Source organism: Amycolatopsis sp. cmx-11-12, from assembly GCF_046269425.1.
In the GTDB taxonomy this organism is placed as follows: domain Bacteria; phylum Actinomycetota; class Actinomycetes; order Mycobacteriales; family Pseudonocardiaceae; genus Amycolatopsis.
The window spans coordinates 76,775-95,172 of the sequence record NZ_JADNQM010000011.1 but is presented as its reverse complement, the minus strand read 5'-3'; the positions used below and the strand labels follow the sequence as shown (position 1 = coordinate 95,172).

Sequence of the window (18,398 nt, the reverse complement as noted above, 5' to 3'; positions counted from 1 at the left end):
CCTCCCTACCTGCTCGCCGGGGGCGTCACAGGTGGCGCCGCCGCCCGGAAAACCACCCAGTCCTGATGAGACGGCGCCCGTGCGGGCTCCGATCGGCGCGAGGCCCGCACTCCCCGTGGAGGCCGCCCCGCCTGTGCGGTGATCTCGTCGACGAGACCACGCAAGAAAGCCTGCGACCGCGACGCGAACCACAGGGGCAGGCTGAAGGCCGGTGCCCGCCCGAGCCGCACGACCAGGGTGAGGCGGATCAGGGCTTCACCGGGGAGACCGGGTTCACCCGCGAGCCTCGCCGCCACACACGATCCGAGCGGTATCTGCAACCGCAGCGAAGTGGACGGCGACGCCCCCAGCTCCTCCACGAGCAACCGGCTCCCCTGCCGGACCAGCCGGATGTCCGGGCCGGTCGCGTCGGAGGGACGGCCCGGTATCGGGTGATCCCAGGCCGTCACCGCGACCAGCCCCGTCGGACGGCTGCCCTGGTACTGGCGCAGGTCGTAACCCGGGCCCTGTTCCGGTCGCCAGTACGGCTTCCGGCCCCTCATCACGCTCTCCCCTGCTCCGGAACGGGGTTCAGGAAGTCGGCGCGCTCCCGGAAACTCGCCCGTAGCGCGGCGAAGTCCTCGAAGCCGAGCGCCACCACGACGACCGAAGCGCCGCTCCCGGCGAAGGAGCGCGTCCGGTCGGCGAGCAAGCCACTCCAGTGAAGGATGTCCTGCGCCGAAAGCAGCGTCTCCCACAGAAGCCGTTCGAACGCGGGCGGTGTTCCGCCCGCGACGAAGAATCCCTTGCTGACGCAGACGAGGACACACGGCGAAGTCTCGTGCCCTGTCCACGTGGAGACCTGGACCGAACCGTTCGGCCCGCCCCCGCCCCCGCTCACTGGTCGCAGACCACTCCGCGGTTCGGCCGCGTAGCACCGGGCATCACCCGCCTGGTGCACGGTCCAGGACACCTCGGTACCGGTGAGATCGAAGGTGATCCCCGCGAAGGTCGTCAAAGACTCCAGGGCCGGTTCGATGCGACCACCGGTGGTGAACCCTTCTTCGAGCAGGGCCCGCAGCCGGGCGGGCGCGTCCGGCACCCGCCCGTCGCCGGCGTCGAACACCGCCGCCGCCCCACGGCCCCGGGGGCGATGGAACAGCACGAGCGGATCGGCGCCCTCGCCGTGCCCCCGAACACCACCCGACCTTAAGGCCAGCGCGGCGAAGCCCGCTTCGACGTGATTCCAGACCCTGTCCGTCCCTCTCGCGCCCGGGAGGACGTCCATCAGCGCGCCGCCGTCACCGGTCGTCATCGGACTGCCGCGGCTTGCTCTTGCCGGAGTCCTTGTCCTTCTCACGGCTCGGACCCGAACCGTTCGACTTCGGCGGCGGATCGGCCTTGCCTTCGCCGTCCGGAACGTTTCCTTCGACGACGGAGCCACCTTCCAGCGACTCGCGAGAGCGCCCGATACGTTCTCGCACCCCGCCACGACGTTTCGGCACCATGTCGTCGTCGCCGTAGAACTCCTTCAAGACACGTTTGCTGATCTCCGAGGAGTTGAATTCCTCGATGTCGTCGCCCTTACCCATCAGGATGTTCAGCGCCGCGAGCTTCGCATTGGTCGCTGCGTCCGCCTGATTCGCTTCGAACTTCAACATCGGCATCGGGTCACCATCGTGCAGACTCATCATGTGGGCGGCCAGCTCTTCCCTGCTGCCGTTGGCGATCGGCCGCATGGCGGTGCGGCTCTGTTCCCCGACCCGGTTCCTCCGCCGGTCGGTCACGATCTCTTCCGTGTCGACCATTTCGACGCCTGCCGAGAACTGGGTCAGCTCGACCGCCGGAGCCGGATGGGCCGTGGTGAGCCGCCGTGCGATCTCGGCCTCCGCCGCCCGAGGATGCATCACATCGAATCTGGCGGCCGTTTCCCGCACGATCGCGGCCAGCGATGGGGTCAGCGCGGCCGTCATGTCCCGGATGTTGTTCTCCACGATGCTCACCGGATCGGTGATCCGGCAGGAGAACCGCAGCGTGACCGAGAACGGGAACGCCGGATCGGAGCTGGGCACCCTGACTTCGAGCTCCAGCCCCCGGTTGGCGACGTCGACCTGATGGATGCGCCGGAAATGCCGGATTCTGGCGCCAGGCACTCGCTGGCTCGGCCACACCACGATCGGCTCACCCGCGACGCGTTCGAGGACCAGGGCAGTGCCGATCGACGGACCGCGAAGAGGTGAACCGACACGAAGCCGGAGTGGCTGAACGACCGCCAGGATCGGATCGTAGGTCTGGCTCATGGGGTTTCCTCTCCGGCTTCGAGCAATTCGTCATGAAAATCGGCGGCCGCGTCCGAAGGATCGTCCGCGTCCAGCGCCCACTCGTGGAGGGCGTGGAGCAATCTGCCGTAGTCGGTCGCGCTGCGGTCCGCGATGCCGGCGATCACGTCGAGCACCGTGTCCCGCGCGGTCTTGTCGGTGTCGGCCGTGCGCACCCACGACCTCAGCGATTCCATCGCAAGCCCGCGGACCGGTTTGGCGGCGAGCGCACGCCCCCACAGCTCGGGCAAGGCCTCACGGTGCCGGTCCGCCTCCCGCATGAGGAGCGGTTGCTCGTCCTCACCGTCTTCCGGCGCGACGGCGAAGGCGAACATCGTGAGGACCTTCACCACCGCTTCCTCGTCATGCGAATCGTCCGTCCATTCGAGGAACGCTTCGAGGACTTCTTCGTCCCGTCCCGCGTCGAGCAAGGTCTGCGTGCTCATGGCGACCGGCTGAAGCAGCGCCCAGTCACCGTCTCGTACCAGGGTTCTCAGCACACGCAGGGCCCGGCGTGGCTCATCGACGCCGAGCTGACCACCGACCGCCAGCCCCACGGTCGCGAGCAGGTTGTTGCGGACCTCGCCCGAGCCGACGAGATCTGCCCACTGCTCCACGTAGGTCCATGCGGACTCGGCATGTTGTCCGAGCGTGCCCGCGACGTTGAGCCCGTTGGCGGCGCTCTGTCGCAGAGGCGCGGATTTGGCCGCCGCCCATGGCAGGAAGTACTGGTGCACCCCGTGTTCGAAGTCGTTGCTGGCAAGGATCCCCGCCGCCTGGGCGGCCCTCGCCCGGACCTCGACGTCCGTGTGCTCGGCGAGCTTCTTGAGCCACTCGAGGATCTTCGCCCTGGCTCCGTCGAACTCGAACCAAGCCAGTGCCAGCACGACCGGACGAAGCCGAGGGCGTTTGAAACGCAGCATCGGCGCTCCCTCACCGTCTCCCGGCCTGCCGACGCATTCGATCCAATCCCGTTCGGCGAGCAGTTGCCTGAGATAGCGCGGTGTCGCCGAACTCGAGACGCCACTCAGTTCACGGAACAGGGAGACCGCGGCATCGGCGACACTCAGGTAGCTCGCTCCTTCGAGGACGGCGGTCGCCAGTACGAACGCGACCTCCATATGCTCCGGATCGCGCTCCAGCCACTCCCGGACCTGTTCTTCGAGATTGCTGAGCTTCTCCACCTCTTCCGCGAGATCGGCCTCGCTCCTAAGCGCCTCGCTGATCACTGCTGCCGCACGGGTCGCGAACCGGGGATCGTTGTCACGCTCGTGGAGGAGTTCCTCGAGCTCGGTCTCCGCGAGACGCCGATCGAGATCCCCGGGATCCCACAGGAGCTCGCCAATGACGCGGCGTCGCACGATCTCGAGGGAATCCGGCAGCTCCAGATCCTCGAGGACGAATTCCGCTCGCTTGGGCGCAGTGGCCAGCTGCCCGCGGACCGGTCCGGTGACCACCACGAGGTAGCTCTCGTGTTCCGCCAGTTGCTCGGCCGCGTACTGAAGCCAGGTATCCGTCACCGATTCGGCGGCGAACTTGCCACCCCTGCTTTCCCTGTCAATGATGACGAACCCGTGGCCACGCTTCGGAACCCGCCAGTTCGTGTTGCCGAGCACCGAACCGTCGAGCCTGATCAGTTCCGGTTCCCGCTCTACCCGCTTCATCACCTCGATCAACGTCGCGAAGGCCCGAGTACGGCGCCCCGTACGAGCCGGGCCGGACAGCAGAAGCAGGCTGCGCGCGCTGAGGATGTCGACACCTTCTTCAAACCCGATCGGCGCGACGAAGTATTCGTTCTCTTCGGCCACCTTCGCCGGATCGAGCCGGACGCTGCCCGAACGCCTCCCCGACGAGCGGCGGCCGCCGCGACCGGCGCCGTCGCCCGCGAAGAAGTCACCTTCGACGGAGAACTCGCCCTCGAAAACGTTGACCGTGACAGCGCCGTCGAGCCGATTGGTTCCCTCGGCAATGATTCGGCCGAACTTCGCGGCGGACAGCTCCGACGCTTCGCCGCGCAGGCGCTGCATCGCCTCCTCGCGCGACGGTGACTGGTAGCTCTCGGCGTCCGGCGGGGACGGCGAGGCCTTGCTCGCGGACGCTTCTTCGGACGGCCGCGGGGTAGGGGTTTCGGGTTTGGAGGCGGGCTTGGGCGGGGTGTCGCCGGGCTTCTCGTCACTCACTGATGCGGCTCCAGGTTCGGCGGGAACTGTTCACCGAAAGTCAGTCGGCGGGTCCGTAGTTGTTGAAGTCGCGGAAGTGGAAGGGCCCGTTGAACTGATTGCCGATCCGGGTGACGGAATCGACGGGCTTCCGTCCGTGGCCGTCGGCGGCCCGCGACGGTACCGCCTTCCGCAATTCCGGTATTTCCTGACGAAGCCGTTGCGCGAGCAGTTCGACATCGACGCGGTAGTTGCGAAACCGGACCTCGATATCCTGACGGCTGATCAAGGGGCGCAGTTCTTCGGGCAGGTCGTCCACCTTCAAACGCTTACTGGCCAGCCGTACGGGAATCACCTTCTTGCCGAGTTCGAGCGCGGTGAGGATTTCACGGCGGACGAAGTCCTTCGGGTCGTCGATCCGGCGGCCGCCGTTTTCGTCCTTGGCGTCGAGCCACCGACGGCCCATGATCACCAGAAGCGCCGAAGACTCTTTCACCGCCTCGAACATGTCGGTTTCCCAGGCCGAACCGAGCTCGACGGACTTGGACGCCAGGAACACCGCGTCGTCACCGAACCTGTCCGAAAGGGCCTGATCGAGCATGGCGACGCCAAAGGCCTCGTCGTCCTCCGACCGGTAATTCAGGAAGATCTGCGTCACTTTCGAATACCTCTCGCCCGACCCTCGGGGTGAACGTCTCCCCGCCAGTGCACCCATACGGATACGTTCCGCTGAGCTGAAAGAGATTTTTCGCAGACGAACGGCCTCTTGACAAGCCCTACTTGGGGGTAAACCGGACGTTTCCTGTTTCCTTTTGGTCACTGTCCATTATTTGTCAACTTTCTGTCCAGCGGGCACCGCGACAAGTCAAGTCGAATATTTACGACACTCGCCGGACAGCGGAGAAACGAATATGATGAGCGCCGGTGTCGACAACACCGTTTCCTGTGTCTTATTCGGTGACGAACGAGAAATCGCGCATCGGCGAGGCGCGGTGGCCGCAGAATCGACAGCAGGACGACCGACGATCGTCCCGACCCGAGGAGGGGTGGAGCGTCCATGAACTTGCTCCCGGAACCGTTCGGCGTCCGACTGCGGACGCTGCGCACGGCACAAGGCTGGTCCCTGACCGAACTGGCGCGCCGCCTCTACTACAGCAAGGGTCATGTGAGCCGGATCGAAACCGGTGCCCAGTCCCCTTCGATGGAGTTCGTGCGCCGTTGCGACGCGGAACTCGACGCGAAGGGAGCGTTGATCACGATGATGACCCCTGAGGCCTCATCGGGCACCGAGATCGTCCGCCATGGCCGCGAGGACGAGGAAGTCTGGCTGATGACGATGACACCCGGCGGTGGTTCCTCCTTCACACCGCTCGGACGGCGCGAAGTCCTCGTGGGCGGGGCGGTGATCCTCGCCGGACTCGGTCTGCCCTCCGTGGCCCGGCCCGGCGCCGCCAACGTGGACGCACAGTTGCAACACCACCGGCGGCTCCACGACGCAGCGAGAGGCCTGGGTCAGGTCGCGGCGCCGACAACGGTCCTGCCGATGCTGATCGGCCAGGCGCAGGCCCTGCGTTCATTGGCGAAGAGCGCCCATGGCTCGACGGCGAAGGACGTCGCGCTGATGACGGCGCGCACGGCCGAGTTCGCCGGCTGGATGGCACAGGAGGCGGGTGACGAGGCGGCCGCGGCGTGGTGGACGGACAAGGCCGTCGACGTCGCCACCGCGGTGGGCGACACCCAGACGGCGGGCTACGCCATGGTCCGCCGGGCACTGGTCACGCTCTATCAGGACAAGGGGCCCGCGACGATCGAACTCGCCCGCCGGGCACAGGCGCATCGCGCTCTTTCACCCCGCGTCCTCGCTCTCGCCGCCCAACGCGAAGCGCAAGGACACGCTCTCGTCGGCGACTACGACGCCTGCATGCGAGCCCTCGATTCGGCCACGAAGCAGTTCGCTGCCGCACGTTCGTCGGGTCAGGACGGGCCGACCATCGGCACGTCGCACATATCCGATCCGGTCGCCGTCGTGACGGGCTGGTGCCTTTACGATCTCGGCAGGCCCGCCGAGGCGGCCCAAGTCCTCGATCGCGCGATTCGCGACATCCCGGCCGACGCGATCCGCGCACGCACCCGGTTCGGCGTCCGGCTCGCTTTGGCGCACGCCGCCTCGGGTGAGCTCGATCGTTCCTGCGAACTCGCCCGGGAACTACTGGGCAACACCGCCATGGTCGGTTCGGCGACCATCCGGTCGGACGTCCAGCGGCTCGCCGTCACCCTGCGCCGCTGGAACTCGCACTCCTCCGTCCGCGCGATCGAGCCCAGCCTGACCGCGGCGCTCTATTCCTCGTGAGAGTCATCCGGGTTCGCCTGCGGTCCCTGCCAGCGGATCCCGTAGGCGAGCCCGGCTTGAAGACGCCTGAACTCCGTGTTCGCCTCGCCCGCCTCGTCCAGCGAGATCGGCTCACCGGTCGCCATCGGATCATCGAGATCACGCTGGAAGACCCCGTCGAGGCGCCAGACCCCAGCAGGGCGGCCGTAGCCGAACCGCACCTGCAGCCGGTAGACGTCACAACGCCCCTTGGGCACGCACACGTAATGCGGTGACATCGGCTTGCCCTCGGGGGCGCGGAACCGCAAGACGAATTCGTGAACTTCCCCCTTGGCCAAGGTCCTCGGCAAGGCAAGCTGGAACCCGACTCGATCGGTCGCCTCCCGGCCGGTAGCGACGAGGGTCCCGCCGGCGAAGACATCGATGTCGGCCTCCGGCTGCTCGTGGCCCGGTTCGCTCCCGGGCGTCGCGGTCACGGTCAGCGCCAGCTCCAGGGCGGTCAGGCCGTCCCGTTCCGCGACCACCTGCCGGAACTCGAACGCCTCCGGCAACGGCAGCGCCAAGTTGACCAAGGTCCGCAGGTCCGTGGTGTGCCACCCGGGGCCGGTGGCCGCTTCGAGCACGGAATCCCGCCGCCGCTCGGCGAGTTCGACGAGTCTGGTGATGCCTTCGTCGATCCGCCGCCGGACGGTGCGCTGTTCACGTCCGAGCCGCTCGGCCGCGAACGCGATCCGTTCCTGGTAGAGCGGGTACTGCACGGCCTCGTCGAGAGCGAATGCGGCCAGCATCGGATCTCGCAGGTCCGGCGGCAACGCTTCGATCAGCTCTCGCAGGGTGACGACGATCTTTTCCCGGATCTCGGCGGCAGAGACCCCTTCGGTGATCCCGCACAGCACACGAACGGCGGAACCCGCGCGCTGGTCTATCCGGTCGGCGAGGACGCCCCGCCCTTTCCGTAGCGCTTTCAGCTCCTCGGCCAGCTCGCTCTCCATCTCGCCCCTCTCCCACATCGGCCCGCTCCGGCCGAACGATTCTCACCGGTAAAGCACGGTCACACCGTCGACCGGCCGGGTGTTTCCGTTACACCGGCAGAACGGGAAACCACTGCCCAATTCATCGCGGCGAGGCGAAAATAGATTCAACGAAGAAAAAGAGGGAAACGCGCCGGAATTCGAACCGCGCGAGCATCGTACACCATTCCCGGAAGGCGAACGTCCATGAAGCTTCTCATCCCTGTCTCTACCATGCTCAAATTCGCGTTTTTCCTGGTGGTGATCGCCGCGGTGGCGGGTTCCGCGATCAGCCGCGACCACTCCGGCTCTCCGGAATCACCCTCCCTGGTCTCGACGGTGGATCACAGCAAGGTGGTCCGCGAAGAAATGGGAAAGGAGGTGTTCTTCCCATGCAGACCCACGCAGTTATCGAGCTGATCCTCACCTGGCTGACCGTTTTCGCCGGCTGAGCCGAGACCATGGAAGCGGACGGTCGGAACGTCCGCTTCCATGGCCCGGTCCCACCGGAGTGTTTCGGTGGCCCTCATTTGCGCAACAGCGTGTTCTCCGCGTAACCGCCACTGTGCGCCAGGCGTTTCGCGTAGCAGCCGTCCCTGCCTATTCCCGCCGACTCGCACCAGCCGTTCGCGGCCGGACCGCTGAAGTGCGGCACCGGCACCAAGGTGATCCAGAAGTCTCCCTGCCGGAAGCTCGAGAAGTCCCCCGAGCGAACCAGGAGAGCGTCCGGATACCGTTCCAGACTGCGGAGAAAGTCCGTCCAGATCCTCTGATGATCGAAGGTCACCCCGTTCGCGGTAAGACCCGGACGCTTAGAGGACACCTGGGGCAGCCAGGAGCCGACAAACGATTCCGCTTTGGACAGGTCACTCTCCGCCCGATTTCGCAGCGAAGCGCGTGCCTCCTCCTCACCGTCAGTCCGATCGGCCACGGTCGTGGGCGTGGGCGACGCTGACGATCCGCCCGCGGGGAAGCCGTTCGTCGGACTTTCACTCCGCTCGGATCTCGCGGTGGCGGGCGAGGAACCGGAAGAGACGTTCCCGGCGACCTGCCCGGACGGCGCGACAACGAATGCCACTACGCCGATCACCGCGACGAGCGCGACAACAGCCAGCCCGATCAGGATCGGCACCTTTGCCTTCGCCTTGCGCGGAGGCGGGGAATCGACCTCCGGTTCCCGCCGCGGAACGGCGGGCGGAGTCAGAAAGATCCGCGGCGATGACGACGGGACAGAAGAAGATCCGTCGTCATCGCCGAAGGCGATCGGGCGACCGCAGCCGGAACAGGATTCGGCACCCGGCTGCGCCGACTCACCGCATTGCCGGCATTTCCGTTGCACGGCACTCACCTCCGCGTTCTCGTGACTTGTCGTTGGAATCGCCCATCCCGTTCCGACGTTACGCCATCCGGCCAGGCGATTCCGAAAGGAGGCACAGCGTTTCGCAACACCATTTCTGGCACGAATCAACGAAAAAGGGACAAATAATGGACAAATAATGGACTTGGTGAATAGTCGGCGATCGAGCGCCGACTTTCGTCAGCGCGACGAGAGGGCGAAGCGGCTGACCGAGCCCGCCCGCCTGCCCCCTCCCCCCGGACAGAGGGCTCCGCATACCGACGTCCCAGCCCGCGACCGACGCGGCAGCTCCCGCGGCGGGAGTCGAGAAATTCTGCATCGTTCAAGAGTTGATGGCGGAAGTCTGACAGGGTCTCTCTTCTCTACCCTGAAGGTCAGGAAGGACGCGCGGAAGGGTCACCGCGCGACCACGAAACGTGACGAAGATCAAAAACCGGCCTCACTGGCGTCAGAACCGGCGCCGGCACCCGTCGGAACGATCAACGGACCACCGAGCCCGGGTGGTCCGGTCCGCGCCTTGACCGACCGAACGTTCATGCACTTGTCCGCAGAACGGACAGTGACCGGACAGTCGCTAGCCCGACCGGGGGAAACTTACCGCCCTAATACATCCACCCGTTAGCATCCGCACATTTGTTCGTTCCTGCGCGTCCCGATCGGGCGAAGAACACGTCTCTTCATTCAAGTCCACAAGACGAGTGAGGTCGCCAGCGATGAGCACAGAGGGTCTCTCGATGCCAGGTATCTCGGTGGGCGGCTCCGGAGCGGACGCCGCCGACCGGATGCGCCGTGCCGCCGGGGTCATGTCGTTCGCCAAGATCAAACGTCCGGCGCTGGTCGCGCTGGGCGTCGACACGCTCGCGATCTTCCTGGCCGCACTCGACGTCTGGCTGGTGATCCCCGAGAAGGCCCAGCCGTACTCCATCTACCTGTCCGGCGCCGCGTGCCTCGGCCTCGCCTTCCGCCGCAAGCTGCCGTTCCTCGCGGTGATCGTCACCGTTCCCGGCTTCCTGGCGGGCTGGTCCCAGCTGGCCGCGATGATCGCGCTCGGCTTCCTCGCCACCCGCAAGCAGATGCACTGGCAGACCTGGACCGGGTTCGCGCTCGTCTTCACCTGCCGGTTCGTCCAGTGGCCGCTGGCCGACTTCGTCGAACTCAGCTGGCGTGAACACGTCTTGGACGGGATCTACGGCGTCATCGTCGCCGGTATGCCGGTGGCCATCGGCCTGCTGATCGGGGCGCGGACCGAGATCTCGCAGAAGCTCTCCGAACTCGCCGCCAGCCGCGACCGTGAGCGCCGCTTCCACGCCGACGCCGTCCGCGCGGAGGAGCGTGCCCGGCTCGCGCGCGAGATGCACGACGTCGTTTCGCACCAGATCACGCTCATCGCGATGCAGGCCGGCGCGCTTCAGGCACAGACCACCGACGCCCGCTCGCTCGAAACCGCGCAGGTCATCCGGAAACTCAGCACCAAGACACTCGAGGAGCTGCGTTCACTCGTGAGTGTGCTGCGCTCGGGCTCCGAAGACGACGGGCCGCGGCCGGGAATCAACGAACTCGACCGGCTGATCCGCGGCTCGGACGTCCCGGTGCACCTCACCGTCGAGCGGATCCCCGACCTGCTGCCCAGCCAGGTTTCGGCGGCGGCCTACCGGACCGTGCAGGAATGCCTGACCAACGTGCACAAGCACGCACCGGGCGCCACCGCGACCATCCGGATCCAGGGCGAACACGGTTCCCTCAAGGTCGAAATACGCAATGAGCGCGCCCGGACGTCCGGTGCGGCCCTGCCCTCGGGAGGGCACGGGCTGACCGGACTGGCCGAACGCGCTCGACTGCTGGGTGGGAGCTTCGAGACCGCCGACACCGAGGACGGCGGGTTCCGGGTGCGTGCCCGGTACCCGCTCGACCGGTGAGCGGAGGCTAGATCTCCCGGCGCTGGCGCAACCGCTCCAGCGCCTCGGCGAGGATGGCCTCGCCGTCGGCGTCGGAACGCCGTTCCTTCACGTAGGCGAGATGGGTCTTGTAAGGCTCGGTCCGCGGCGCGGCAGGCGGGTTCTGCTCGTCCTGTCCACCGGGGAGTCCGCAGCGCGGGCAATCCCACTCGTCGGGAATCTCGGCGTCCATCGAGAACGAGGGCTGCGCCTCGTGCCTGTTGGCACACCAGTAGGAAATGCGGCGCCGCGGCGCCGACTCACCCCGTTCCGATTCGCCCGAAGGTCCGGCACCCACACGGGTGCCCCGAATCGCGTTACCGCCAACCATGAATCCTCACACCTATAGGGATCGGCGGCGCGCCCCCCATAGGCACGCCGAAACACCTGGATCGATCAGACCTTGAGCAGGAGCCCGAGGCCGATGATGCTGATCAGCCACACAGCGCCCAGCAGCAGCGTGATCCGGTCGAGGTTCTTCTCGGCCACGCTCGAGCCCGAGAGGCTCGACTGCATACCGCCGCCGAACAGCGACGACAGACCGCCACCACGGCCGCGGTGCAGCAACACGGCGACCACCAGGAAAAAGCTGGAGGCGATCAACAGGATTTGCAGGAACAGCTTCATGTCATCCTCTGCGCTCTTGGAGAATGCAGGAAAACGGTGTGCCGTGAGTGGCTCTTGACCACCAGAACACACCGTACTCCTGGACTCGTCCACTGCTGTGTGACGGACCGGATACCCAGGTTACCCGGTTGGTGCCCCGATCAGGGCAGGGGCCCGCCCGCGGCGAGTGCGCAGAGTTTGGTGAACTCGTCACCATCCAGGCTGGCACCACCAACGAGGGCACCATCGATGTTCTCGCAGGCGACGAGGTCACTGATGTTGTTGGCCTTCGCCGAGCCGCCGTAGAGCACGCGGACCGAGGACGCGACCTCGGCACCATACTTCTCGGCGAGGGTGGCGCGGATGGCTCCGCACACCTCCTCGGCGTCCTGCGGGGTCGCGACCTTGCCGGTCCCGATGGCCCAGACCGGCTCGTAGGCGACGACGACGTCCTTGACCTGCTCGTTCTTAAGCCCCTTGAGGCCCTCGATCAGCTGGGTCGTGGTGTGGGCGATGTGCTCGCCGGCCTCGCGGACCTCGAGCTTCTCCCCCACGCACAGGATCGGTGTGATGCCGTGCTTGAGCGCGGCCTTGACCTTCTTGTTGACGAGTTCGTCGGACTCGCCGTGGTACTCGCGCCGCTCCGAGTGCCCGACGGTGACGAAGCTGCACCCCAGCTTCTTCAGCATCAGGCCCGACACGTCACCGGTGTAGGCACCGGAGTCGTGCGGCGACAGGTCCTGGGCGCCGTAGGTGAGCGACAGCTTGTCGCCGTCGGTCAGCGTCTGGACGCTGCGGATGTCGGTGAACGGCGGCAGGACCGCGACGTCGACCTTCGCGTAGTACTTCTCCGGCAGGGCGAAGGCGATCTTCTGAACCAGCGCGATGGCTTCGAGGTGGTTCTGGTTCATCTTCCAGTTGCCGGCGATGAGCGGTTTGCGCGCCACTAGTCGTTCTCTCCCAGCACAGCGACTCCGGGCAGTTCCTTGCCCTCCAGGTACTCCAGCGACGCGCCGCCGCCGGTCGAGATATGCGAGAAGCCGTCCTCGGGCAGGCCCAGCTGCCGCACGGCCGCGGCGGAGTCGCCACCGCCGACCACGGTGAAGGCGTCGCTCTCGACGAGTGCTTCGGCCACGGCACGGGTGCCGCCGGAGAAGGACTCGAACTCGAACACGCCCATCGGGCCGTTCCAGAACACGGTCGCCGCGTCGGCCAGCTTGCCCGCGAACAGCTCGCGGGACTTCGGGCCGATGTCGAGACCCATGCGGTCCGCCGGGATGGCCGTCGCGTCGACGACGTCGAACTCGGCGTCGGCGGCGAAGCCGGTCGCGGCGAGGACGTCCACCGGCAGGATCAGTTCGACGCCGCGCTTCTCCGCCTCGGCGAGGAAGCCGCGGACCTGCTCCAGCTGGTCTTCTTGCAGCAGGGAGTCGCCGACCTCGTGGCCCTGGGCCTTGAGGAAGGTGTACGCCATGCCGCCGCCGATGAGCAGCCTGTCGACCTTGGTCAGCAGGTTGGCGATCACGCCCAGCTTGTCCGACACCTTCGCGCCGCCGAGCACGACGACGTACGGCCGCGCGAGGTCCTCGGTGAGCTTCTTGAGGACATCGACCTCGGCCAGCACCAGACCGCCCGCATACGCCGGAAGCGCTCGAGCGATCTCGTAGACCGAGGCCTGCTTGCGGTGCACGACACCGAACCCGTCGGAGACGAACGCGCCGCCCGGGACGAGCGCGGCCAGCTCGGCGGCCAGTTCCTGGCGCTCCGCCTCGACCTTGCTGGTCTCGCGCGCGTCGAAGCGCACGTTCTCCAGCAGGGCCACCTGACCGTCGGTCAGGCCCTCGACGGTGGCCTTGGCGGACTCGCCGACCAGGTCACCCGCCAGTGGGACGTCGACGCCGAGCAGCTCGGTGAGCTTCGCGGCGACGGGCGCCAGCGAGAACTTCGGGTCCGGCTCGCCCTTGGGGCGGCCGAGGTGCGCCGTGACGACCACCTTCGCGCCCGCCTCGGCGAGCCGCTTGAGGGTCGGCAGGGCCGCGCGGACGCGGCCGTCGTCGGTGATCTTGTCCCCGTCGAGCGGGACGTTCAGGTCGGACCGTACGAGTACGAACCGGCCTGAGACGTCCTCGCCCAGCAGGTCTTCGAGATTCTTCAGCGCCATCGGTCAGGAAAGCTTGTTGCCGACGAGCTTGACGAGGTCGGCGAGGCGGTTGGAGTAGCCCCACTCGTTGTCGTACCAGCCGATGACCTTGACCTGGTTGCCGATGACCTTGGTCAGCGGCGCGTCGTAGATGCAGGACGCCGGGTCGGTGACGATGTCGGCCGACACGATCGGGTCCTCGTTGTAGCGCAGGACGCCGGCCAGGGGGCCCTCGGCGGCGGCCTTGTACGCGGCGTTGATCTCCTCGAGGGTCGCGCTCTTGGTCAGCGTGACGGTGAGGTCGGTGGCCGAGCCTGTCGGGATCGGGACGCGCAGCGCGTAGCCGTCCAGCTTGCCCTGCAGCTCCGGCAGGACAAGGCCGATGGCCTTGGCCGCACCGGTCGAGGTCGGGACGATGTTCAGCGCGGCGGCGCGGGCACGGCGCAGGTCCTTGTGCGGCGCGTCCTGAAGGTTCTGGTCCTGCGTGTACGCGTGGATGGTGGTCATCAGGCCCTGCTCGATGCCGAACGAGTCCTGGAGGACCTTGGCCAGCGGGCCGAGGCAGTTCGTGGTGCAGGAGGCGTTCGAGATGATGTTCTGCGAGCCGTCGTACTTGTCGTCGTTGACGCCCAGCACCACGGTCAGGTCCTCGCCCTTGGCGGGCGCGGAGATGATGACCTTCTTCGCGCCGCCGGCGAGGTGCGCCTTCGCGGCGTCGGCGTTGGTGAAGAAGCCGGTCGACTCGACGACGACGTCCACGCCGAGGTCGCCCCAGGGCAGGTTGGCCGGGTCGCGCTCGGCGAGGGCCTTGATCGTCTTGCCGTCGACGACGATGCCCTCGTCGCTGACGCTGACCTCGCCGGGGAAACGGCCGAGGATGGAGTCGTACTTCAGCAGGTGGGCCATCGTGGCGACGTCGCCGAGGTCGTTGAACGCGACAACCTCGATGTCGTGACCGGCGGCCTGCACGGCCCGGAAGAAGTTGCGGCCGATGCGGCCGAAGCCGTTGACACCTACGCGAACCGTCACTGCTGCCACTCCCTTGAGACTCGTCCGGGATCGCCCCGGTAAGACGTCCTTTACTCGGGCGCAACCCTAGCGTGCGCGCTCGGGCGGCCCTCTTTGCCCTGACGAGACTTCCACCACTCGGTGGGTCAGGTCAAGAATCGATCAAGTGGTTCGCCACCAGGACGTCTGCTGAAAACTCTCAGCTTCGCTGTGCTAGCCGTCGCTCCAGCGGCGTCCGCATTCGTGGCGTGACTCGCACCTCTCCGAACCACCCGGCCAGGTGGTTCGCCTCCGCTTCGACGGCTCGTTCGACGTCCGCGCCGACGTCCTCCAGGAAGTGGTGGACGACCTCGCCGTCCGCACGCTGAGCCCAGCCGCCGACGATCCGGCCGTCGGCCCAGACGGTGGGCCCGATGTTGCCGGTGCCGTCGAACAGCGGCGCCCGGTGCGGACCGAGATACCAGTCGCGCTCGATCCACCCCATCGAGGTCGGATCGAGCGACGGGAGGAGCGCGACCCAGGGCTCGGGCCCCGCGACCGGCTCCAGATCGTCGGCGAGGACGACGCCGGGAACGCCGTCGAGGTCGACTTCGACCGGCTGAACGGCCGCGAGGGCCTTCTTCGTTTGCCCGACGGTCCAGCCCATCCACCACCGCAGGTCCGCGATCGGCGCCGGACCGAAGGCGTAGAGCCACCTTCGGGCGAGTTCGACCCGCGCCTCGTCGGCGTCCCACTCGGCGAGGCCCTGTGGCAGCCAGTCGGCCATCGGGGCCCAGTAGTGCTGGCTGCTGATCCAGCTCCCGCGCGGGCGGCCGCGCACGATGCGCCCGTCGACCGCGAGCTGGAACAGGACCCGGCTGTTGACGTTGGCGATGGCTTCGTACGGCTTGCCCGCCGACATGATGAGTTGCTGCTTCAGCCGGGGCTCGTCCTCCGCAAGCTGTTGCGCCGTCGCGGAACCACGGGCCTTCAGCGCACGCTCGGTCGCGTCCTCGACCTCGGCCAGCCAGCGTTCCGGGTCGGGCACGTTCTCCGGGTGCCCCTGCTGGCCGAGGTGCTGTTCGAGCAGGCGTCGCTGCTTCTTGGCGATGTCCGCCGAGCACGCCGCCTGGACGAGGGCCGCGTTCTCGCGCCCGACCACGAAGACCGTGCGGCGCATGCCGAGCATCCGGATCAGCGTGCGCTCCTCGTAGAGCGCGTTCTCCAGTTCCGTGACGCCGTCACCCTTGATCCGCGCCCACGCCGAGAGGTGGACCGTCGACGGGTCGGTGGCGTGCAGCGCGACGACCGCGTCCGCCACGGCGTGCACCGACGGGGCGGGCGTGGCGAGGTGATGGCGCACGGCGAGCCGGGCGCGGCGCTGGCGGACGTCGATCTTGGGGGCCACGGACTGGTTCTACCACCGGGGTCCGACAGTGGCCGGTCCCCGGTGGCAGGACCCTAGACCCGCGCCAGCTCGATCACCGGGATGACCCGGCTGGTCTTGCGCTGGTACTCGGCGAACTGCGGCTGGATGGCGGACTGCCTGGCGTAGACGTCATCGCGTTCGGAGCCGGTGAGCACCCGCGCGCGGACCGGGAAGGTCTCGGTGCCGAGTTCGACCTTGGTGTCCGGATTGGCCACCAGGTTGTGGTACCAGGCCGGGTTCTCGTCGGTGCCGCCCTTGCTGGCGAAGATGTAGATCCGGTCGCCCTCCAGGAGCGGGACCAGCGGCGCGATCCGTTCGGTGCCGGATTTGGCGCCGGTGTGGTGCACGAGCACCAGCGGAAAGCCCTCGAACATGCCGCCGGCCTTGCCACCGGTCTCCCGGAACTCGGCGATCACGCCGCGGTTGATCTTGTCGAAGTCGATCGTGTCTGCCATGACCTCGATCGTATGTAGCACGCCGTGGTCCTATCGATGCCTGAAATCGCTATGAACATATCCATCTGTCGCACTATCCTCGGTGACATGGACCTGTTGGCCGAAACTCTCGCCGTCGGCGGCGTCCGGGGCGCCGCCGGGGCCCGGATCGAGGCGTCCGGACCGTGGGGGATCCTCTGGCACGGCATCGCGGGCGCGGCCTTCTACGCCGTCACCTGCGGGACGGCCTGGCTGGACGTGGCGGGTCACCCACCGCGGCAGCTCATGCCCGGCGACGTCGTCCTGCTGCCGAACGGACCGGAGCACACCTTGCGCAGCGCCCCGGGTGCCCCGATCATTCCCCAGCTGTGCACGGCGGCGGAGCGAGCGCGGAAGTGCGGCGGAGTGCTACGGCTGGGCTCCGGGGAGGTGCAGACCCACATCCTCGGCGCGTCCTACGACTACGACCCGGCGGTGTCCATCCAGGTGCTCGCCACGCTGCCGGAACTGGTGCACATCCACGCGAACCACGACGGCGGCGGACTGGACGACACCGTCCGGCTGCTGTCGCGGGAACTGGCCCGTCCGCAGATCGCGACCGAGTTCGTCCTCAACCGGCTCGTCGACATCCTCCTGGTCCAGCTGCTCCGTGTGTGGCGGACGGAGAAACCGGCCGAGACGCGGGGAACCTGGCTCGGCGTCCTCGGCGACCCGTTGATCAGCGTGGCCTTGGTCAAGATCCACGAGGACCCGGCGAAACCGTGGACCACCGACCTGCTCGCGGCGGAACTGTCGACCTCACGCAGCACGCTGACCCGCCGCTTCCGTGAAACCACCGGCCGGACCCCTGGCGACTACCTCACCCAGTGGCGGATGGACCTGGCCGCGGTCCGGCTCCGCGACACCGCCGACACGGTGGACGCCATCGCCCACTCGGTCGGCTACACGTCGGTGTACGCGTTCAGCCGGGCTTTCCGGCGCGCACGCCACCAGGCGCCTGGGCAGTACCGGACCTCGGCTCGGTCATGGCCTGTCCCGGCCGAGTGACCGGTACGACGTCGAGAAGTTCTTTCAGGCCTTCGAAATCCTGCGGGTTGGTGGTGTACAGCGGCATCCGGTGTGCGATGGCCACACTGGCGATCATCAGATCGGCCACCCGCCGCCGGGGTGTCCTGCCCATCGTGAGCACGGACGCCGACACCCGGCCGAAGATCCGCGCCGCCTCCGTGCCGAACGGCAACGGGTCGAACTCGGACTCCACCCGTTGCAGCAGGTCGGTGCGCCGTGCCCGTTCGGCCGGGTCGGTGGCGTAATGCGGACCCGCCGAAAGCTCGGCGAGTGTGATCGTGCTGATCGACATCAGATCCGGCAGCTGGGCGTGATCGATCGCCCGCCGGAGGATGAGGATGTTCGTGTCGAGCAGGCCGTGGACCTCAGCGGCCATAGGGATCGTCAGCCTCCCCTGCGAAAGCGTCGTCGAGGTCCGCGCGGAACCTGTCCGAGTCGATGAGCGGGGCGTTCGCCGAGACGGCGGCGAACTGGTCCCGGGACACGGCGTGCCGTCGACACAGCGGAACCAGCTGGGCGATGGGCGAGCCGCTGCGGGTCACGGTGAAGGTTTCACCGTGCTCGACCGCGTCCATGATCTCGCCGGAGCGGTTCCGGAGATCACGTTGAGAAATCTCATGCTGAACGCTCATGGTCAGATGATAGCAC

Annotated in this window: 21 protein-coding genes; 5 read left to right on the top strand and 16 right to left on the bottom strand. The window is 67.4% G+C overall.

The features are described from left to right. Positions 1–5: 5 nt before the first annotated feature. Genes ACLARN_RS17615 through ACLARN_RS17595 form a run of 5 tightly spaced genes read right to left on the bottom strand, consistent with a single transcriptional unit; the run spans position 6 to position 5,114 of the window. The gene (locus ACLARN_RS17615; RefSeq protein WP_409492491.1) at positions 6–542 is read right to left on the bottom strand and encodes a hypothetical protein; all 537 of its coding nucleotides are present in this window, start codon (positions 540–542) and stop codon (positions 6–8) included. Next, complete coding sequence (locus ACLARN_RS17610; RefSeq protein WP_409492490.1) at positions 542–1,294, bottom strand: hypothetical protein; 753 nt, start codon at positions 1,292–1,294, stop codon at positions 542–544. Before ACLARN_RS17610 ends, ACLARN_RS17615 begins: the two co-directional genes overlap by 1 nt. Continuing rightward, the gene (locus tag ACLARN_RS17605; protein ID WP_409492489.1) at positions 1,281–2,279 is read right to left on the bottom strand and encodes a hypothetical protein; all 999 of its coding nucleotides are present in this window, start codon (positions 2,277–2,279) and stop codon (positions 1,281–1,283) included. Before ACLARN_RS17605 ends, ACLARN_RS17610 begins: the two co-directional genes overlap by 14 nt. Further along, positions 2,276–4,477, bottom strand: coding sequence for a hypothetical protein (locus ACLARN_RS17600; protein ID WP_409492488.1), 2,202 nt, complete (start codon positions 4,475–4,477; stop codon positions 2,276–2,278). The genes ACLARN_RS17605 and ACLARN_RS17600 overlap by 4 nt, the downstream gene beginning before the upstream one ends. 40 nt (positions 4,478–4,517) lie before the next feature. Continuing rightward, complete coding sequence (locus ACLARN_RS17595; protein ID WP_409492487.1) at positions 4,518–5,114, bottom strand: toll/interleukin-1 receptor domain-containing protein; 597 nt, start codon at positions 5,112–5,114, stop codon at positions 4,518–4,520. A 399-nt stretch (positions 5,115–5,513) separates the two neighbouring features. Between ACLARN_RS17595 and ACLARN_RS17590 the strand changes: the two genes are divergently transcribed. Further along, positions 5,514–6,806: a helix-turn-helix domain-containing protein gene (locus ACLARN_RS17590; protein ID WP_409492486.1), complete on the top strand. Its 1,293-nt coding sequence runs from the start codon at positions 5,514–5,516 to the stop codon at positions 6,804–6,806. Here the strand turns inward: ACLARN_RS17590 and ACLARN_RS17585 are convergent. Further along, positions 6,794–7,777 carry a hypothetical protein gene (locus tag ACLARN_RS17585; protein ID WP_409492485.1) on the bottom strand — a complete coding sequence of 328 codons (984 nt, stop codon included), beginning with the start codon at positions 7,775–7,777 and terminating at the stop codon, positions 6,794–6,796. The genes ACLARN_RS17590 and ACLARN_RS17585 overlap by 13 nt on opposite strands. 225 nt (positions 7,778–8,002) lie before the next feature. Between ACLARN_RS17585 and ACLARN_RS17580 the strand changes: the two genes are divergently transcribed. Beyond that, a complete protein-coding gene (locus ACLARN_RS17580) occupies positions 8,003–8,215 on the top strand; it encodes a hypothetical protein (protein ID WP_409492484.1) in 213 nt (70 codons plus the stop codon). A gap of 106 nt (positions 8,216–8,321) precedes the next feature. On the opposite strand, the gene ACLARN_RS17575 is transcribed toward ACLARN_RS17580, so the two are convergent. Further along, on the bottom strand, positions 8,322–8,582 hold the full coding sequence (locus tag ACLARN_RS17575; RefSeq protein WP_409492483.1) for a hypothetical protein: 261 nt from the start codon (positions 8,580–8,582) through the stop codon (positions 8,322–8,324). A gap of 154 nt (positions 8,583–8,736) precedes the next feature. Between ACLARN_RS17575 and ACLARN_RS17570 the strand changes: the two genes are divergently transcribed. Together ACLARN_RS17570 and ACLARN_RS17565 are read left to right on the top strand one after the other, a co-directional pair. Next, positions 8,737–9,159, top strand: coding sequence for a hypothetical protein (locus ACLARN_RS17570; RefSeq protein ID WP_409492482.1), 423 nt, complete (start codon positions 8,737–8,739; stop codon positions 9,157–9,159). 706 nt (positions 9,160–9,865) lie between these two features. After that, positions 9,866–11,068 (top strand): sensor histidine kinase, encoded by a 1,203-nt coding sequence (locus tag ACLARN_RS17565; protein ID WP_409492481.1) that lies wholly within the window; start codon positions 9,866–9,868, stop codon positions 11,066–11,068. Positions 11,069–11,075: 7 nt separating this feature from the next. Here the strand turns inward: ACLARN_RS17565 and ACLARN_RS17560 are convergent, their stop codons facing one another. From ACLARN_RS17560 to ACLARN_RS17530, 7 genes are all read right to left on the bottom strand, one after another. Further along, positions 11,076–11,417 (bottom strand): RNA polymerase-binding protein RbpA, encoded by a 342-nt coding sequence (locus ACLARN_RS17560; protein WP_409492480.1) that lies wholly within the window; start codon positions 11,415–11,417, stop codon positions 11,076–11,078. 65 nt (positions 11,418–11,482) lie between these two features. Beyond that, positions 11,483–11,713, bottom strand: coding sequence for a preprotein translocase subunit SecG (gene secG / locus ACLARN_RS17555; protein ID WP_005152283.1), 231 nt, complete (start codon positions 11,711–11,713; stop codon positions 11,483–11,485). A gap of 140 nt (positions 11,714–11,853) precedes the next feature. Further along, on the bottom strand, positions 11,854–12,639 hold the full coding sequence (tpiA, locus tag ACLARN_RS17550; RefSeq protein WP_409492479.1) for a triose-phosphate isomerase: 786 nt from the start codon (positions 12,637–12,639) through the stop codon (positions 11,854–11,856). Next, the gene (locus ACLARN_RS17545) at positions 12,639–13,847 is read right to left on the bottom strand and encodes a phosphoglycerate kinase (RefSeq protein ID WP_409492615.1); all 1,209 of its coding nucleotides are present in this window, start codon (positions 13,845–13,847) and stop codon (positions 12,639–12,641) included. Before ACLARN_RS17545 ends, tpiA begins: the two co-directional genes overlap by 1 nt. A 9-nt stretch (positions 13,848–13,856) precedes the next feature. After that, positions 13,857–14,861 carry a type I glyceraldehyde-3-phosphate dehydrogenase gene (gene gap, locus ACLARN_RS17540; protein WP_409492478.1) on the bottom strand — a complete coding sequence of 335 codons (1,005 nt, stop codon included), beginning with the start codon at positions 14,859–14,861 and terminating at the stop codon, positions 13,857–13,859. Between the two features lie 178 nt (positions 14,862–15,039). Next, the gene (locus ACLARN_RS17535; RefSeq protein WP_409492477.1) at positions 15,040–16,227 is read right to left on the bottom strand and encodes a winged helix DNA-binding domain-containing protein; all 1,188 of its coding nucleotides are present in this window, start codon (positions 16,225–16,227) and stop codon (positions 15,040–15,042) included. 53 nt (positions 16,228–16,280) lie between these two features. Then, complete coding sequence (locus ACLARN_RS17530; protein WP_409492476.1) at positions 16,281–16,703, bottom strand: nitroreductase/quinone reductase family protein; 423 nt, start codon at positions 16,701–16,703, stop codon at positions 16,281–16,283. A gap of 87 nt (positions 16,704–16,790) precedes the next feature. Between ACLARN_RS17530 and ACLARN_RS17525 the strand changes: the two genes are divergently transcribed. Further along, the gene (locus ACLARN_RS17525; protein WP_409492475.1) at positions 16,791–17,729 is read left to right on the top strand and encodes an AraC family transcriptional regulator; all 939 of its coding nucleotides are present in this window, start codon (positions 16,791–16,793) and stop codon (positions 17,727–17,729) included. Here the strand turns inward: ACLARN_RS17525 and ACLARN_RS17520 are convergent. Further along, on the bottom strand, positions 17,644–18,126 hold the full coding sequence (locus ACLARN_RS17520; RefSeq protein WP_409492474.1) for a type II toxin-antitoxin system VapC family toxin: 483 nt from the start codon (positions 18,124–18,126) through the stop codon (positions 17,644–17,646). The genes ACLARN_RS17525 and ACLARN_RS17520 overlap by 86 nt on opposite strands. Next, complete coding sequence (locus ACLARN_RS17515) at positions 18,116–18,382, bottom strand: type II toxin-antitoxin system Phd/YefM family antitoxin (protein ID WP_409492473.1); 267 nt, start codon at positions 18,380–18,382, stop codon at positions 18,116–18,118. The genes ACLARN_RS17520 and ACLARN_RS17515 overlap by 11 nt, the downstream gene beginning before the upstream one ends. Positions 18,383–18,398 lie beyond the last annotated feature (16 nt).

Excerpts from the sequence above, each read along its gene's own strand:
- ACLARN_RS17525 (WP_409492475.1), top strand. The coding sequence starts at position 16,791 with ATGGACCTGTTGGCCGAAACTCTCGCCGTCGGCGGCGTCCGGGGCGCC.
- ACLARN_RS17560 (WP_409492480.1), bottom strand. The coding sequence starts at position 11,417 with ATGGTTGGCGGTAACGCGATTCGGGGCACCCGTGTGGGTGCCGGACCT.
- ACLARN_RS17515 (WP_409492473.1), bottom strand. The coding sequence starts at position 18,382 with ATGAGCGTTCAGCATGAGATTTCTCAACGTGATCTCCGGAACCGCTCC.
- ACLARN_RS17605 (WP_409492489.1), bottom strand. The coding sequence starts at position 2,279 with ATGAGCCAGACCTACGATCCGATCCTGGCGGTCGTTCAGCCACTCCGG.
- ACLARN_RS17610 (WP_409492490.1), bottom strand. The coding sequence starts at position 1,294 with ATGACGACCGGTGACGGCGGCGCGCTGATGGACGTCCTCCCGGGCGCG.
- ACLARN_RS17530 (WP_409492476.1), bottom strand. The coding sequence starts at position 16,703 with ATGGCAGACACGATCGACTTCGACAAGATCAACCGCGGCGTGATCGCC.
- ACLARN_RS17580 (WP_409492484.1), top strand. The coding sequence starts at position 8,003 with ATGAAGCTTCTCATCCCTGTCTCTACCATGCTCAAATTCGCGTTTTTC.
- ACLARN_RS17615 (WP_409492491.1), bottom strand. The coding sequence starts at position 542 with ATGAGGGGCCGGAAGCCGTACTGGCGACCGGAACAGGGCCCGGGTTAC.
- ACLARN_RS17585 (WP_409492485.1), bottom strand. The coding sequence starts at position 7,777 with ATGGAGAGCGAGCTGGCCGAGGAGCTGAAAGCGCTACGGAAAGGGCGG.
- ACLARN_RS17565 (WP_409492481.1), top strand. The coding sequence starts at position 9,866 with ATGAGCACAGAGGGTCTCTCGATGCCAGGTATCTCGGTGGGCGGCTCC.
- ACLARN_RS17520 (WP_409492474.1), bottom strand. The coding sequence starts at position 18,126 with ATGGCCGCTGAGGTCCACGGCCTGCTCGACACGAACATCCTCATCCTC.
- ACLARN_RS17590 (WP_409492486.1), top strand. The coding sequence starts at position 5,514 with ATGAACTTGCTCCCGGAACCGTTCGGCGTCCGACTGCGGACGCTGCGC.
- secG (WP_005152283.1), bottom strand. The coding sequence starts at position 11,713 with ATGAAGCTGTTCCTGCAAATCCTGTTGATCGCCTCCAGCTTTTTCCTG.